This is a genomic window from Nostoc parmelioides FACHB-3921, from assembly GCF_014696625.1.
In the GTDB taxonomy this organism is placed as follows: domain Bacteria; phylum Cyanobacteriota; class Cyanobacteriia; order Cyanobacteriales; family Nostocaceae; genus Trichormus; species Trichormus parmelioides.
The window spans coordinates 1-15,102 of the sequence record NZ_JACJQL010000103.1 but is presented as its reverse complement, the minus strand read 5'-3'; the positions used below and the strand labels follow the sequence as shown (position 1 = coordinate 15,102).

General features: G+C 43.4%; 15 protein-coding genes and 1 tRNA gene. 8 read left to right on the top strand and 8 right to left on the bottom strand.

Annotated features, from left to right (window positions below; all coding sequences use genetic code 11):
• The first annotated feature begins 224 nt into the window (after positions 1-224).
• Complete coding sequence (locus H6G14_RS30765) at positions 225-680, top strand: MgtC/SapB family protein (protein ID WP_190572502.1); 456 nt, start codon at positions 225-227, stop codon at positions 678-680.
• Positions 681-691: 11 nt separating this feature from the next.
• Here the strand turns inward: H6G14_RS30765 and H6G14_RS30760 are convergent, their stop codons facing one another.
• The 3 genes from H6G14_RS30760 to H6G14_RS30750 form a co-directional block, all read right to left on the bottom strand.
• On the bottom strand, positions 692-1,105 hold the full coding sequence (locus H6G14_RS30760) for a hypothetical protein (protein ID WP_190572501.1): 414 nt from the start codon (positions 1,103-1,105) through the stop codon (positions 692-694).
• 81 nt (positions 1,106-1,186) lie between these two features.
• A complete protein-coding gene (gene recF / locus H6G14_RS30755; RefSeq protein WP_190572499.1) occupies positions 1,187-2,317 on the bottom strand; it encodes a DNA replication/repair protein RecF in 1,131 nt (376 codons plus the stop codon).
• A 107-nt stretch (positions 2,318-2,424) separates the two neighbouring features.
• Positions 2,425-5,286, bottom strand: coding sequence for a cation-translocating P-type ATPase (locus H6G14_RS30750; RefSeq protein ID WP_190572504.1), 2,862 nt, complete (start codon positions 5,284-5,286; stop codon positions 2,425-2,427).
• Positions 5,287-5,463: 177 nt separating this feature from the next.
• Here H6G14_RS30750 and H6G14_RS30745 point away from each other — a divergent pair, with 177 nt between their 5' ends.
• From H6G14_RS30745 to H6G14_RS30735, 3 genes are all read left to right on the top strand, one after another.
• A complete protein-coding gene (locus tag H6G14_RS30745) occupies positions 5,464-5,715 on the top strand; it encodes a hypothetical protein (RefSeq protein WP_190572497.1) in 252 nt (83 codons plus the stop codon).
• 28 nt (positions 5,716-5,743) lie between these two features.
• Positions 5,744-7,423: a transglutaminase domain-containing protein gene (locus tag H6G14_RS30740; protein ID WP_190572495.1), complete on the top strand. Its 1,680-nt coding sequence runs from the start codon at positions 5,744-5,746 to the stop codon at positions 7,421-7,423.
• A 306-nt stretch (positions 7,424-7,729) separates the two neighbouring features.
• Positions 7,730-8,377: a PEP-CTERM sorting domain-containing protein gene (locus H6G14_RS30735; RefSeq protein ID WP_190572493.1), complete on the top strand. Its 648-nt coding sequence runs from the start codon at positions 7,730-7,732 to the stop codon at positions 8,375-8,377.
• Here the strand turns inward: H6G14_RS30735 and H6G14_RS30730 are convergent.
• The 3 genes from H6G14_RS30730 to H6G14_RS30725 are packed head-to-tail and all read right to left on the bottom strand — an operon-like array spanning position 8,360 to position 10,783.
• Positions 8,360-9,718, bottom strand: coding sequence for a TrpB-like pyridoxal phosphate-dependent enzyme (locus H6G14_RS30730; protein WP_190572491.1), 1,359 nt, complete (start codon positions 9,716-9,718; stop codon positions 8,360-8,362). The two genes, H6G14_RS30735 and H6G14_RS30730, sit on opposite strands and share 18 nt — an antisense overlap.
• Positions 9,705-9,827 (bottom strand): hypothetical protein, encoded by a 123-nt coding sequence (locus tag H6G14_RS34130; protein ID WP_277884345.1) that lies wholly within the window; start codon positions 9,825-9,827, stop codon positions 9,705-9,707. Before H6G14_RS34130 ends, H6G14_RS30730 begins: the two co-directional genes overlap by 14 nt.
• 17 nt (positions 9,828-9,844) lie before the next feature.
• Positions 9,845-10,783 (bottom strand): serine hydrolase, encoded by a 939-nt coding sequence (locus H6G14_RS30725; RefSeq protein ID WP_190572489.1) that lies wholly within the window; start codon positions 10,781-10,783, stop codon positions 9,845-9,847.
• A 6-nt stretch (positions 10,784-10,789) separates the two neighbouring features.
• Here H6G14_RS30725 and H6G14_RS30720 point away from each other — a divergent pair, with 6 nt between their 5' ends.
• From H6G14_RS30720 to H6G14_RS30710, 3 genes are all read left to right on the top strand, one after another.
• Entirely contained in the window at positions 10,790-11,494 is a 705-nt protein-coding gene (locus H6G14_RS30720) for a C40 family peptidase (protein ID WP_190572487.1), read from the top strand.
• 62 nt (positions 11,495-11,556) lie between these two features.
• Positions 11,557-12,570: a glycosyltransferase family 2 protein gene (locus H6G14_RS30715; RefSeq protein ID WP_190572485.1), complete on the top strand. Its 1,014-nt coding sequence runs from the start codon at positions 11,557-11,559 to the stop codon at positions 12,568-12,570.
• A 79-nt stretch (positions 12,571-12,649) separates the two neighbouring features.
• Positions 12,650-13,885 (top strand): MFS transporter, encoded by a 1,236-nt coding sequence (locus H6G14_RS30710; protein WP_190572483.1) that lies wholly within the window; start codon positions 12,650-12,652, stop codon positions 13,883-13,885.
• A gap of 52 nt (positions 13,886-13,937) precedes the next feature.
• Here H6G14_RS30710 and H6G14_RS30705 read toward each other — a convergent pair.
• Positions 13,938-14,011: transfer RNA gene (locus tag H6G14_RS30705), tRNA-Arg, on the bottom strand.
• Positions 14,012-14,048: 37 nt separating this feature from the next.
• Between H6G14_RS30705 and moaC the strand changes: the two genes are divergently transcribed.
• On the top strand, positions 14,049-14,555 hold the full coding sequence (gene moaC / locus H6G14_RS30700) for a cyclic pyranopterin monophosphate synthase MoaC (RefSeq protein WP_190572481.1): 507 nt from the start codon (positions 14,049-14,051) through the stop codon (positions 14,553-14,555).
• Between the two features lies 1 nt (position 14,556).
• On the opposite strand, the gene H6G14_RS30695 is transcribed toward moaC, so the two are convergent.
• Positions 14,557-14,754, bottom strand: coding sequence for a DUF2795 domain-containing protein (locus tag H6G14_RS30695; RefSeq protein WP_190572479.1), 198 nt, complete (start codon positions 14,752-14,754; stop codon positions 14,557-14,559).
• Positions 14,755-15,102: the final 348 nt, after the last annotated feature.

Genomic DNA, 15,102 nt, shown 5'->3' with positions numbered 1-15,102 from the left:
AATATTTTTTGGCGAAAGTCTAGGGAATATGGTTTCATTTTTACCCTTGAGTATCTACACTATCTTTATTTTAAATAATGTACTTCATTAGACTGGTAAACGCTATAATGTAGAAATATAAACTTTTAAATAAAAAAAATACAATATAAATAGAATGTTTTTCAAGATTTATGGATATAAGTTATACATGACATAGAGTGTGTTTTCTTATATCAGAGATAAAATTGCTAGATAACTACTACCTGGAACCAGACGATTTTCTCAAGCTGCTCTTTCGACTTTTCTTAGCTTTACTGATTGGAGCTATTATCGGCATAGAAAGAGAAATACGCCGTAAACCGGCGGGCTTAAGAACTCATATGTTGGTTAGCTTTGGTTCTGCTATATTTGTCGTTATACCTTTACAAATCATCTCCATACAATCGCACCCAGAAGTGGTTAGCCGAGTAATTCAAGGTATTGCGGCTGGTGTCGGATTTCTCGGTGCTGGTGAAATTGTCCGCAAATCTTCACAACAATCACAACGCCTAGAAATTCACGGACTTACCTCAGCAGCAGCAATCTGGGTTTCATCTGCATTAGGAATTGCGGCCGGTTGTGGTTTATGGCAATTAAGTTTAGTTGGAGCCATCATAACTTTTGCGATTTTAAATATTTTTAAGAGATGGGAAAATAATTAGTCATTTTAGTTTTAATCAAATAAGTTTAATGCCTTGGCAAATGCAGTTTCTTCTGTTTTAGTTTGGATAATTGATTTGACTAAATAAATAAAATTCCAATCGAGTTGACGGTCGGTTTCAATTGTCTTACTAGCCGCATAAAAACTCGCATCATCAATGCTTAATTCATTCGTAGTGCCAGTTTGAAATCCTGAAAGTTTTTTATCCCAAGATAGTGACTGACCGCGCAAAGTCAATTGAAACCAGGAAATTTCGTCATCTTCAAATTCAAAAAAAACGTCAAAATAGGGTTCTTCACCTTGAAACCAAATTCTAGTTTTCCCCTCGGTTTTACTTTTTTTGAGTAGTTTATTTTCGATTTTTCTTAATGATTTACCCAGTGATATAATTTCATTTTCGCTTAATAGATTATCGGTATTTTTCATACTTAAATATGAGAATTATTTTAATAATTCAAGAGAATAAACACCATATTTATGAGTATTAAATATGCTGATTATTTAAATTTATCTAATAGCATTCGATGTAAATATTTTACCTTGTTCGACAAAAAGAATTTGCGATGAATTTAACCACTGGGCATCAAAAGAACTGAGGTGAGTTGTAGTAATTAAGGTTTGAAATCTGTCTTGAATGGTATCCAGTAATTGATTCTGGCGAGATGGATCTAATTCAGCCAAAACATCATCTAATAAGAGTAAAGGTGGCTCTTTAACAACTTCCTCAATTAGCTGGAGTTCTGCTAGTTTGAGAGCTAATACCAGTGTGCGTTGCTGACCCTGAGAACCGTATTGACGGGCTGGAGTTTGATTGATAGTTAATTCTACTTCGTCTCGATGGGGGCCGACAAGGGTAGTACCTCGGTACATTTCGGGGACGGCTCGTTGCTGTAACTGGCTTAAAAAAGCTTGTTGCACCTGTTCTGGTTGATTTTGCATCAATTGCACATTAGGCGTATAGTTGATTTGCAGAACCTCTGTACTGCCACTAATACTAGTGTGCCAAGCAGTAGCTAGGGGGGCAAGTCGAGCTAAAGCGCGATCGCGTCTTCTAATTACCTTTGTGCCGGTAGTCACTAATTGCGCGTCCCAAATAGCGAGGGCTGAGTCTTGAGTAGTGAGTTGTGAGTCTTGCAACTTCTTTAAATAGGCATTGCGTTGACGTAACACCTGATTATATTGTTGCAAAATATGAGCATAAACTGGCTCAAGTTGAATCAGGAGAGTGTCCAGCCAGTTGCGTCGGACTTCAGGGCCACCGCGCACTAGTTCTAAATCCAAACTGGAGAACTGCACGGCATTCAATACACCTAAAAAATCCATTTGTCGCCGCAGAGATTCTCCATTCAGGGCGACAGTGCGACGACCATTACGCCGGAGAATCAGACTGAGGTCACTAACTCCCGTGTCTCGCTCCAAAGTGGCGTTTATTTGGGCTATTGGTTCTTCTTCCTGGACGAAATCGCGATCGCGTGCCATGCGGTGCGATCGCAATGTCGCCAATAACTCCACCGCCTCCAACAAATTCGACTTTCCCTGAGCGTTATTACCCACCAAAATCGTTTTGGCAGCAGTAAATTCAACCCTTTGGTCGTAGTAGTTGCGAAAATGTCGGAGGTGCAGAGTCTTTAGGTACATAACGGAGATGGGGGATGTCAGACAGAATTAACAACGCAAAATTTAAAACTCAAAAAGGGAGATTCCTAATTTTGAATTTTGAATTTTGAATTTTGAATTTTGAATTGCTAGACAGTCCTTTTGCCCATAAAGCGGAAGAATAACTTCTCCATCTCCACCCAAACAAACATCAAGGCGCTGAAGCCGACGCAAATCGCTAACTCGTCAAGTGGTAGCCAGTGAGTGCCAAAGAAATCCCGCAGGGGTGGAACGTAGACTAGCATGAGTTGCAAAATTGTTGTGACAACAACTGCCCCTAATACATAAGGATTTGAGACAGGATTCATCTCTATAGTGAGTTGGTTGTTGGAGCGAATGGCGATCGCATGACCCATTTGAGCAATACATAGGGAAGTGAAGACCATTGTTTTCCAACGTTCAGGATCGAGTCCTGGCCCTGTAACTGCTTGGGCATGATCATAAGCCCATTTCATCAGGATAATGCTGACGATGGCAAAGACAATACCGATACGAACCATGTAGGAACCCAAGCCTCTGGCAAAAATGCTTTCACGGGGGCTGAAGGGTGGGCGCTTCATCACATCTGGTTCTGGAGGTTCCACAGCCAAGGCTAAGGCTGGTAAACCATCTGTCACCAAGTTCATCCAGAGAATTTGTAGGGGTGTTAGGGGTACTCCTCCTAGTCCCATGAGTGGTGCTGCGCCAATGGTGAGGACTTCGCCGATGTTACTGCCCAGGATGTATTTAATAAAGCGGCGGATATTGGTGTAAACTACCCTACCTTCTTTAGTTGCGGTGACAATAGTAGCAAAGTTGTCATCGAGTAGCACCATATCACTGGCTTCTTTACTCACATCTGTGCCAGTAATACCCATAGCGATGCCGATATCAGCTTGTTTGAGGGCTGGGGCATCGTTCACACCATCGCCTGTCATGGCGACGAATCTACCGCGACGTTGCAGCGCTTGGACAATCCGTAATTTGTGTTCTGGAGATACCCGTGCATAAATGCTTACTAGGTCTACTTGTTGTTCTAATTCCTGGTCATTCATCCGTTGTAATTCTTGACCAGTGAGAACTCTGTCACCTTCTTGGGCAATACCCAGGTCTGTGGCGATCGCTCTTGCTGTCAGTTGATGGTCGCCTGTAATCATAATGGGGCGAATACCAGCTTCTCGACACTCTTGGACTGCTGCCCGGACTTCGGGACGTGGGGCATCTAGCATCCCCACTAAGCCCAGCCAAACCATTCCTTGTTCTGATGTCTCATCCGAGCCTTCCGGCGGCACTTCTGCCAGGGGTTTGTAGGCAAAACCTAATACCCGCAGACCTTTACTCGCCATTTGGTCATTCGCTGCCAAAATTTGTTGACGTTGTTCGTCGTTGAGGTGGTCTGAGTTTGCACCCAAGTGAATGGCTGTACAGCGTGCCAAAATCAACTCTGGGGAACCTTTGGTAAACATGATGTAAGGTTCGCTATTCACCAAACCTGCCAAGCTGGGGTCAACTGCTGTCATTGCAGGTTCACCAGTGGCTACTTTCTCCACTTGAGAAATGACGCTCATGCGTTTACGTTCCGAGGAAAAAGGAAACTCGCTCACACGGGGTAACTTATAGTTCCACTGGTCTTTTTCAATGCCTGCTTTACCTGCCAGTGTCACTAATGCCCCTTCCGTGGGGTCGCCTAAAATCATCCAGTCCCCTGCTTCTTTTTGTAGTACTGAGTCGTTACAGACGGCACAAGCAACTAACAAAGCGGGAATTTCGGGATAATCTTCCGCCGGAATGTTTTGACCATTTAGCTGAAACTCGCCCACTGGTGCATAACCTTCACCTGTGACGCGAAAAGTTTGATGGTTTGTGTAGATTGACTGCACTACCATTTTGTTTTGGGTGAGTGTCCCGGTTTTATCAGAACAAATAGTAGTTACAGAACCCAAGGTTTCTACGGCTGGTAGTTTACGAATTAAGGCATTGCGCCGCACCATGCGCTGGGTTCCCAATGCCAAGGTGACCGTAATTACGGCGGGTAAACCTTCGGGAACTACGGCTACTGCCATACTCAAGGAAACTTCTAATAAGTCTCTGAGGGGGCTAAAATTCCCTGCTTGAATGACACCACCCACGACGACAATCGCCACCAACACCAAGGAACCGCTTACTAGGACGTTTCCCAATTGGGTCATGCGCTGTTGTAGAGGGGTAGGTTCACTTTCTACCGACTGCAACATGGTGGCGATTTTACCTAGTTCCGTGGTCATGCCAGTATTAGTTACTAGCACTTTGCCACGTCCTTGGACTACTTCTGTTCCTTGGAAAACTAAATTAATGCGATCGCCTAAAGATGTATCTTCTGGGAGTTGTAGAGATGCTTGTTTATTTACGGCTTCCGCTTCACCTGTTAAAGCCGACTCCCGGATTTGTAAATTAGCTTGTTCAATCAAGCGGCCATCGGCAGAGATTTGCACCCCAGCCTCTAACAACATCACATCCCCTGGGACTATATCTTTGGCTGCTACATCTACCAACTTGCTACCACGAATGACCCGCACAGAAGGAGAGGCAAGTTTTTTCAGTGCTGCTAGGGCTTGTTCAGCACGACTTTCTTGAACATAACCGAGAATACCATTGAGGATAACAATCGCTAAGATGGCGATCGTATCTTTGAAAGGTATTTCCCCAGGCTTGAGTTCACCTGCTTGCCAAGAGATAAAATCTAAAGACCCAGAAATAAAAGCTACTGCAATCAGCATCAACAACATAATGTTCTTGAACTGATCAAACAGAATCTCCCAAGCGCTACGGCCTCCATGTTCTTCCAGCTCGTTGGGGCCGTATTTTTGCAACCGTTGTTCAACTTCTTCGGTTGTCAAGCCACTGTCTGCATTACTATTGAGCAGTCCTAGTGCTTTATCAACTTCCAAGTTGTGCCAAGTAGTGGAACTTTCAGGCAGAGAATTAGCAGACATTGTGTAAGTCACAGAAAATGGTTACAAAATTCGATCATAATTTAGTGATGGACGGAAAACCATCCACCAAAGTTACATTACATCTATTGTCTAGATGTAAGAGTAATAACGTAAGTCGCTACTTATCTAGGGAAGAGATGGTATTTGGTTATGGATAATAGGTCATGGTTTTTTCCTATGACCAGTTACCCTCCGGGTGACGCTCCTTACGTCGCTACCGCTACGGTAACGCCAGTCCCCTACGGCGGGAAACCCGCCTACAGGGCTGGACTCACCAATTACCAATTCCCCTCTAGACAAAAGTTAATTTATTTCTTTGTGGTGCATATGTATTATTTCTTAAGCCAGAGTTTTCTGGAAGACATTTTACTGATAATTGAGAATAACACCCAGTCTAATTTTGGATTACAAATGCCATGCCACAATTAATTTTAGGCGTGCTAACCGTTAAATAAATATGCTTAATATGAGTTTTGCACCCACCAGTTTGACAGTTAGCCAAATGTTAGGGCCAAGGACAATTAGACCATTGACGGCTGCTACTTTATGTGGCATTGCTTTTATCCAAGATAGACTAATCGCCATTGACAGTATCAAGGGACATTTACTAGAAATTGACCCCAAAACCGATAACAGCAAGATTCTCAATCCTCACCAAGCCAAAGAGTTTACAGATGTAACCGGTTTAGCTGTGTGGGAGGATAATCTCTGGGTGACTCGCGGTAACAGTGTGTATGTATCTAAGCTTTCGTCTTTAGGCTTGGAACACTTTGTCACGTTACCTTATAGCGCCGACGGTGTTGCTGTTTGGGAATCAACAGTTTACGTTAGCTGCCATAGGTTAGGCTACATTCTGATTTTTGACCGCGATACCCGTAAAGAGATTACCAGATTTTATGCCCCTGGAGTTGGGGTAGAGAATTTGGTTGTTAACGGTAATACATTGTGGGTGTGCGATCGCACCGAACAAACAGTCTACTCTATGGATAGGGCTACTGGGGAGGTAAGATTTAGTGTTTTGACCCCCTTTGAATCACCTACAGGCATAGCGGTACATTTAGATGCCGAAACAGGTAAAGAAAATCTTTATGTTGCCTACGCCTCAGAAGAACCCTACATTCGGGATAATCCTAATGCTGATCCTAATCATGAATTAACTTACCGCGATCGCACTTTTATTCACCCCCTCTACTATCATCACGAGCCAGATAAGCACTACGCCCTTTCTAACGGTTATTTAATCGAAATGTCCTACGCTGAGGAAATTTCGCCTTTAGAAGAGGTGTACATCCCAGAGGTAGAATGGCGGATTGCTCTCCCCTCAGAAACTGAACGCCAAAAAATTCGACACATTGAACCCATCGGTATACCTTTCACAGAAGAAGTTATTGACGGACAACGTGTCGCATTATTTAAATTTGATGCCCTAGTTCCTGGTGAACGCCATATCTTTGGCTGGAAAGCATTATTAGAAGTCCGAGGCATTAAGTATCGCATCACACCCAAAGAGGTAGAGAATATTCCCGAACTCTCACCAGAATTTCAAGAGCGCTACTTGGTGGATGATGACGATTTAGCAATGGACACCAGTATTGTCCGCCGTGCGGCTGAAGAAGCTGTTGGCTCAGAAACAAATTTATTGCGGAAAATGTACAGCATCCGTAATTATGTTTACGATGAGCTATCCTATGGTATCAAGCCGTACATAGACACGCCAGATATCGTTTTAGAGCGAGGCATTGGTTCCTGTGGCGAATATGTAGGTGTGTTACTCGCTCTTTGCCGTTTGAATGGCATCCCTTGCCGCACGGTGGGTAGATACAAATGCCCCCCACAAGCCGAACAGCAAGGAGTTCCCCTGCAACCAGATTTTAATCATGTGTGGTTAGAATTTTACATTCCTGGCTTTGGCTGGTTGCCAATGGAATCAAACCCTGATGATTTGGGTCGTGGTAGCCAGTACCCTACTCGCTTTTTTATGGGCTTATGCTGGTATCACATTGAAATCGGTAAAGGTGTTTCCTTTGAAACTATCAGTAGTCAAGGTAAGAGATTAACCAAGGATGATATACCCATAGGTGATTTGGCGATCAATCACATTCGGTTTACAATTGTCAAGGAATTACCAGATTTCTGAAGCAGATTCTAAAACAATGAACAATGGACAGAGGGAATGATGATATGTCCCCTCTGTCATGAAATCTGTTAAGTAAATCGCGCATACACTGTTAGATAACGCGATGTGCGACTTATTCTTAAAACCCCTCTCCAAACCTCTCCCCTGCAAGGAGAGAGGCTTTAATTATTACTCCCCTTCCCTACAAGGGAAGGGGTTGGGGGTTAGGTCTGAGAGAAAGTTGCACACGGCGTTAGATAATTAAGGATAATCGATTGTCGAAGTCTGCATCGATAACCTGATTTTCTTTAAAACAGAGTCAAATTTATGAAAAGCTTATTGTTAGGGTTAATATCCGCATTGGCATTTGCTCCCAACGCCTACGCAGCAAACATTGTATATAGTGAAAGCTCCCAGGGAGACTTCTCTGGCGATAACTTGAACCCGACAAAACTCAACCTCTCAAGAGGTTCCAACGTCATAATTGGCTCCACAACTGGTAACCCAAATCTTGACCAAGATTTCTTTTCCATCACCATTCCCTCTGGTTATACACTCACAGAAATTATTTTGGCTAACTACCAGGGACTAGATGACGATGTGACCAATCAAGGATTTTTAGCGGTACAAGTAGGTTCCCTGATTGAAGATGGCACCATTACTGGAAACGAGCCTCAATTACTTGGTGCAGCTACGATTGGTGGAGAACCAGGAAAACAAGTTGGCGATAATATCTTAGACGATTTGGGTAGAGCGGATTCCATCCGGGGCTTTTCGTTTGTCGGTTTCCCTAGCGGTGTACTCACCCAAGGAACTTATACCTTCTGGATTCAGGAAACTAGGAACGGTATAAAAGAATATCAATTAGATTTTGTACTTTCCCAAACTCCCGAACCTTCCACCATATTAGGTCTAGGTATGGTTATGGGCATTGGTATGCTGTTGAACAGGAAGCGACTACTCCACGACAGGTAGTCCGGACAATGCCATTGCCACTTCAGTAGCACTATATTCAGTATCAACCAGCCGTCCAGCTTGATAATCAATGTAAGCCTGCATATCGAAGTGTCCATGACCACAAAGATTAAATAGGATAGTCTTGCTGACACCTTCTTCCTTGCAACGCAGAGCTTCATCAATGGCTGCTTTGACTGCGTGGTTCGCTTCTGGTGCTGGTAAGATTCCTTCTGCTTTTGCAAAAGTTAATCCGGCAGCAAAGCAACCAAGTTGATATTCGGCACGGGATTCCGCCAATCCTAAATTGACGATATGACTGACTAGGGGAGCCATACCGTGATAGCGCAAACCTCCAGCGTGAATACCTTCTGGGACAAATCCACTACCTAAGGTGTGCATTTTGGTGAGTGGTGTTAAGTGGGCAGTATCGCCAAAATCATAAGCATATTTGCCACGAGTTAATGAGGGACAAGCTGCTGGTTCCACAGCTATGACTTGTATATCTCTTTCTCCTCGCAATTTAGCGCCAATAAAGGGAAAGGCAATGCCGGCAAAGTTACTACCGCCGCCTGTACAGCCAATAACAATATCAGGATAATCTCCGGCTAGCTCTAATTGAGCTAATGCCTCTTGTCCGATTACAGTTTGATGTAGAAGTACGTGATTGAGAACACTGCCTAAGGCATACTTAGTTTGTTCATCAGCAGCAGCCATTTCCACGGCTTCACTGATGGCAATGCCTAAACTGCCTGTGCTATTGGGGTATTCTGCCAAAATTTTACGTCCGGCTTGGGTTTCATTGCTGGGGCTGGCGACTACCCTAGCGCCATAACTTTCCATTAAGGCGCGACGGTAAGGTTTTTGTTGATAGCTGACATTAACCATGTAAACCAGGACTTCCAGACCAAATAAAGCTCCAGCAAATGCTAAAGATGATCCCCACTGTCCCGCCCCTGTTTCAGTGGTTAATTTTTTAACACCGGCTTGTTTGTTATAGTATGCCTGGGCAACGGCAGTATTTGGTTTATGGCTTCCAGAAGGGCTAACACCTTCATACTTATAGTAGATTTTGGCTGGTGTATCCAAAGCTTGTTCTAAGCGACGACTACGATACAGAGGAGTCGGTCGCCATTGACAATAAATCGAGCGGACTGCATCTGGAATCTCAATCCATCTTTGTTGACTAACTTCCTGCTCAATCAGGGCTAGGGGAAACAGAGGTAATAAATCATCTGGTGTAATTGGTTTCCCAGTACCTGGATGCAAAACTGGTGGTAATGCTTGCGGTAAATCAGCTTGGATGTTGTACCAAGCTGTAGGCATTTGCTCTTCTGTCAGAGTGTATTTAACTGTTTCCATAATTGGTAATTGGTAATTCGTAATACCCTGTGGGGAAGCTACGCCAACGTAATTCGTAATTAAGAAATGTAGATGATGTTCTGGTTTCTCGCTGGAAATCTGTTGTCATCTTTTGGTGCATTGGTATTATAGACTACTCACGGCTTGAGCAATTAGTTGGGATACAAAAGGCAAAATCTCCCGGCTGTTGGCTTGGGCTTTACCTTCTGTAAAGACTACTAATAAATATGGGCGCTGTTCTGATAGCTCGATATAGGCGGCATCATGACGCACTTGACTTGTCCAACCGGCTTTTGACCAAATTTGTGCGTCTTGGGGTAAACCACCGCCTAAAAAACCTGTGATTTGGTCTTCTTCCACATCTTGAGGTAAATCATTGGGGTTGAGACTGCGTTTAAGTAAAGCCATCATGGCTTGCGATCGCCCACTAGAAACAGCCACACCACCCACGATACTATGTAGCAAACGGGCGATCGCATTTGTGGTTAGCATATTGCGATTTTCAAACATTTCCCCATAAAATGCCCTCTCCCGTCCATAAGGGCCATCACCCCAAGTTTTTTGACAGACGTTAATTGTCTGCATATCTTCCCAGCCCAAAGACTGGTAATAGCGATTAATAATATGACGCTGATATTTCCAAGTGTCATAGGGGCCTGGTGGTAATTCTGGCCCTGAAGTTGTGCCGGTCAAAATATCCACCACTAAGCTGGTAGCATCATTGCTAGAATCAACAATCATATCGCGCAAAGCCCGTTCCAACTCCTTAGCGGGTTGGGTCATGCCTTTCTCTAGCCATTCATTGGCTGCTACCAAGTAGAACAATTTAACTACACTCGCCGGATAAATCCGTTCCACGCCACGATAGCTAAAACCCCGGACTGGATGATTCCAAAAAGCATCGGGAGTTAACGCACCACCAGTATTTACTGGTACTGGTGGATCATAGACAATCCAAGTTAAAGCAATTTGGTTACGGGCTAAACTCGGAAATGCCGTCCAAGTAGCTTCTAAAATACCATTACCTAAATTTTCTAGTTGTTCGTCTTTTTGAAAAAAAACCATTGCAGAATGCTCTCTAATTTAGAATCGTCCATCCAAAGCCCCAAATTGGGAGAATACCAATGTCTTGCTGCGTTGAACTTATATGATTCTCCCGAATGTACCAGCTTGGCAACTCAGGCCGCAGTCGGGCGACATTTGCGGGTAACATCAAATCAGCAAGGTGCGGCAATTGAGGTGTGTTTATGTGAGGATGACTACCCAGGGTGGCTATCCCTTGGAGACTTGGGTTTATTAAAACCTGCTACTGTACTTTATCAGGCTAAATCATTTTCGGAATCGGAAATTAAAAAACTGCTACCAGAGGCGATCGCTTTTACTCAAAAAGCTATGCAGCAATCAAACTATTACCTCTGGGGTGGCACGGTCGGGCCGAATTATGATTGTTCTGGTTTAATGCAGGCGGCGTTTGTATCTGTGGGGATTTGGCTACCCAGAGACGCTTATCAACAAGAGGCTTTTACCCAAGCAATTACTATCGACGAATTAACACCAGGTGACTTGGTATTTTTTGGCACTCCTGTAAAAGCTACTCATGTAGGGCTGTATTTAGGAGATGGTCATTACATCCATAGTTCTGGTAAAGCACAAGGACGGGATGGTATTGGCATTGACATCCTTTCGGAACAGGGAGATGTAGTAAGTCGGTCATATTACCAACAGCTACGAGGTGCTGGCAGAGTTGTTAAGAGTTACACACCATCAAGGAGGTAGAGGAGAAAGTTTTTACTCTATGACTCAGGATTCCTCAATAGTTTTTGAATTTTGAATTTTCTATGAGAAATGGATTGATTTCGGTTAGGGTGACTCCAGAAAATGAAAGTATTTCCGCCATCATTCCCGATGTTTCCGTGGTGGTGCCGGTACATGACGAAGTGGAAAGTCTGCCTTTTTTATTGGAGGCGATCGCCTCTACTTTATCTGCTAGTGAGTTGAGTTATGAAATTATTTGCGTAGATGATGGCTCAACCGATGGTTCAGACACATTTCTCAAAGAACAAGCACGCATCCGTCCCGACTTAAAAGCAGTGATTTTGCGGCGGAATTACGGTCAAACTGCGGCAATGGCAGCTGGATTTAACTATGCTTTAGGTAATGCGATCGTCACCTTAGATGCTGATTTGCAAAACGATCCAGAAGATATCCCAATTTTATTGGCAAAGTTAGGAGAAGGTTATGACCTAGTTAGTGGCTGGCGACATAAACGCCAGGATGCAGCTATCTCTCGGTTACTTCCTTCTAAAATTGCTAACTGGTTGATTGGCAAAATCACCGGCGTAAAACTGCACGATTATGGCTGTTCTCTCAAAGCTTATCGCTCCGAAGTCGTGGCAGATATGAATCTGTATGGGGAACTGCACCGCTTTTTACCAGCTTTGGCTTATATCGAAGGGGCAAGAATTACAGAAATTCCTGTACGACATCATGCCCGACGCTTTGGCCGGAGTAAATACGGAATTTGGCGGACGTTTCGCGTCCTCATGGATTTATTAACTATCTCTTTTATGAAAAAGTTCCTCACGCGTCCAATGCACGTTTTTGGCCTGTTAGGATTAGTCTCCATGATTTCGGGTACAGGTATAGGCATCTACTTAACTTTCGTCAAGTTGGCTTTAGGTGAAATGATTGGCAATCGCCCTTTGCTGATTTTGGCGGTACTATTACTGGTAACGGGAGTACAATTATTCTGCTTTGGTCTTTTGGCAGAGTTACTGATGCGTACGTACCATGAATCCCAAGGCCGGCCAATTTATCGCGTGAGAGAAGTTGTAGCAAAAAATGGCAACTAAGGTAAAAATATTAATCAAGAAGAAATCAGAATTCTGATTTTTTTGTTAACAAAACATTTAGCATTAAATTGCATCTGCCTTGAAAGCTTTTAATACATTTGACGCAAGCTTGCGGCTTAACCTGCTGATTCTATTTACGGCAGGTTTATTGTTCTGGTCGAGTACTGCTACTTTCTTGCCTACTCTGCCTTTATATATTGAGGATGTGGGAGGAAGCAAGCAAGAAATTGGCATTGTGATGGGTGGTTTTGCTATTGGGCTGTTAGTATTTCGCCCAATGCTGGGACGACTGGCGGATAAAAACGGTCGGAAGTTGCTGTTATTAATTGGGACAATAGTGGCGACAACTGCCCCCTTTGGTTATTTGGCATTTAAATCCATTCCTTTATTGATGTTGGTGCGCGTCTTTCATGGCGTTAGCATTGCTGCTTTTACCACTGGTTACAGTGCTTTAATAGCAGATTTAGCCCCTATAGCAATTCGTGGTGAAATTATTAGTTACATGAGTCTCACAGCTCCCATTGGCTTGGCAATTGGCCCGGCTTTAGGGGGTTACCTACAAGCTTCAATGGGTTATCCAATTTTATTTTTAATAGCATCGGAATTGGCTTTTGTGGGGTTATTGGGGGCGATTCAAGTTTCTAATCCACCTGTACCACAAGGTCGCCAAGGAACAGAAAAGGATAGTAATTTCTGGCAACTTTTAAGCAGCCCACGGGTGAGAGTGCCGACTTTGGTAATGTTGCTTATCGGTATAGCCATCGGTGCTGTCCATATTTTTTTACCACTGTTTATAAAATCAACAGGGGTGGAATTTAACGCCGGACTATTTTTTACCATCGCCGCCATTGGTAGTTTCAGTGTGCGGGTGTTTGCGGGTAAAGCTAGCGATCGCTTCGGTCGGGGTTTGTTTATTACTTTCGGTATCATGGCTTATATGTTGTCATCTTTCTTGTTATGGCAAGCCAACAGCGCCGTTAGCTTCGCTATTGCGGCGATCGCTGAAGGTTGTGGCGGCGGAACCATGATTTCCATGATTACGACGATGATGGCAGACCGCTCGCTACCACAGGAACGAGGACGAATTTTCTCTATTTGTATCGCTGGATTGGATTTAGGAATTGCGATCGCTGCCCCCATTTTAGGTTTTATTGCTGAAGCAACCGGCTATCGCAGTATGTTCGCTTATACGACTGCTATCACTTTCCTAGCCTTACTAATTTTCCTGACCAGATCGAGTAAAAATCTGACTAATTCCCTCCGGTTTGCTTTGGGTCGCGGTCAAGATGGCTATTCTCTGCACAATAGTAACTAGTCAGACAAAAAATAAAAGCAGAGGAATATTTTCTCTGCTTTTATCTTTAAAACGGGCGAGGAGGGATTCGAACCCCCGACACCGTGGTCCGTAGCCACGTGCTCTAGTCCACTGAGCTACACGCCCTTACAAGAAATATATACTAGCACCATTTTTCCTAATTATGCAAGACCCTTTTCCCAAAAATTCTGCCAACCTTACTCATCTGGATAGCCAGGGACAAGCACAGATGGTGGATGTGTCTGATAAAGCACAAACAATTCGCCAAGCAGTGGCTGCGGCTCAAGTGCGGATGCTACCAGCGACTTTAGCCGCTATCCAAGCTGGTAACACACCCAAAGGAGATGTTTTAGCTACTGCTAGGCTAGCCGGAATTATGGCTGCTAAACAAACAGCAAATCTGATTCCCCTGTGTCATCCTTTGCCTTTACAAAAAGTTGCGGTCGAAATTACGCCAGACCCCCAACTTCCTGGTTATCAAATTCAAGCCACAGTCAAAACTAAAGCCGAAACTGGTGTGGAAATGGAAGCTTTAACTGCCGTTTCTGTTGCCGCTTTAACTTTGTATGATATGGCAAAAGCTCTAGAGAAATCGATGCAAATTGAATCAATCAGATTAGTCAGTAAAACTGGCGGAAAATCAGGAGATTATTTTCCGCCAGCACCATAATTTAATCTATTTCACCTAGAGCTTTGTTCACGTCTGTGGGATTTTCATATTCCTCATCTTCTGGCAATTGCTCTAATAGGGAAATTATTTTTTGCTCGGCTCCCTGCTTTTGAGCGTGCTGAATTAGCTCTTGCTTACTAGCAGGATAGTCAACACCTTTTAAGTGTTTTTGGATTTGCACTGGATTAGCTTTAGCCATCGTCATCCACTTCTAAAGATTATTACCATCTTCACAAGTGATTTTATTACCTTCCTCTATCAAAAAGCTGAATCATTTTCCATCTATAAGATTTTAAATGTCGCTCAATTGGTTGATGTAGCATTAATTATATTTGGGCAATAAAACTAACCAAAAATTATTTCTCCAAAATTGTAACCGTCCTTAAATGTCACCTTTATCTGTGTATTGAAAAATAAAGCTATTTTGATTTAGCAGCAGATATAGCCTTTCTCAGTCTGGTGAAGTACAGTAACAAGAATGGGTAAACCAATTATAAATATCATTTAACGAAACTTGATTAAAAGCACTTTCAATTGCTTTTGCTAA

What these genes read in the sequence shown, in the direction of transcription:
- H6G14_RS30740 (WP_190572495.1), top strand. Translation starts at nt 5,744, where the DNA reads ATGCTTAATATGAGTTTTGCACCCACCAGTTTGACAGTTAGCCAAATG.
- H6G14_RS34130 (WP_277884345.1), bottom strand. Translation starts at nt 9,827, where the DNA reads ATGACAACAGATTTCCAGCGAGAAACCAGAACATCATCTACATTTCTT.
- H6G14_RS30735 (WP_190572493.1), top strand. Translation starts at nt 7,730, where the DNA reads ATGAAAAGCTTATTGTTAGGGTTAATATCCGCATTGGCATTTGCTCCC.
- H6G14_RS30725 (WP_190572489.1), bottom strand. Translation starts at nt 10,783, where the DNA reads ATGGTTTTTTTTCAAAAAGACGAACAACTAGAAAATTTAGGTAATGGT.
- H6G14_RS30695 (WP_190572479.1), bottom strand. Translation starts at nt 14,754, where the DNA reads ATGGCTAAAGCTAATCCAGTGCAAATCCAAAAACACTTAAAAGGTGTT.
- H6G14_RS30720 (WP_190572487.1), top strand. Translation starts at nt 10,790, where the DNA reads ATGCTCTCTAATTTAGAATCGTCCATCCAAAGCCCCAAATTGGGAGAA.
- moaC (WP_190572481.1), top strand. Translation starts at nt 14,049, where the DNA reads ATGCAAGACCCTTTTCCCAAAAATTCTGCCAACCTTACTCATCTGGAT.
- H6G14_RS30730 (WP_190572491.1), bottom strand. Translation starts at nt 9,718, where the DNA reads ATGGAAACAGTTAAATACACTCTGACAGAAGAGCAAATGCCTACAGCT.
- H6G14_RS30750 (WP_190572504.1), bottom strand. Translation starts at nt 5,286, where the DNA reads ATGTCTGCTAATTCTCTGCCTGAAAGTTCCACTACTTGGCACAACTTG.
- H6G14_RS30745 (WP_190572497.1), top strand. Translation starts at nt 5,464, where the DNA reads ATGACCAGTTACCCTCCGGGTGACGCTCCTTACGTCGCTACCGCTACG.
- H6G14_RS30760 (WP_190572501.1), bottom strand. Translation starts at nt 1,105, where the DNA reads ATGAAAAATACCGATAATCTATTAAGCGAAAATGAAATTATATCACTG.
- recF (WP_190572499.1), bottom strand. Translation starts at nt 2,317, where the DNA reads ATGTACCTAAAGACTCTGCACCTCCGACATTTTCGCAACTACTACGAC.
- H6G14_RS30715 (WP_190572485.1), top strand. Translation starts at nt 11,557, where the DNA reads ATGAGAAATGGATTGATTTCGGTTAGGGTGACTCCAGAAAATGAAAGT.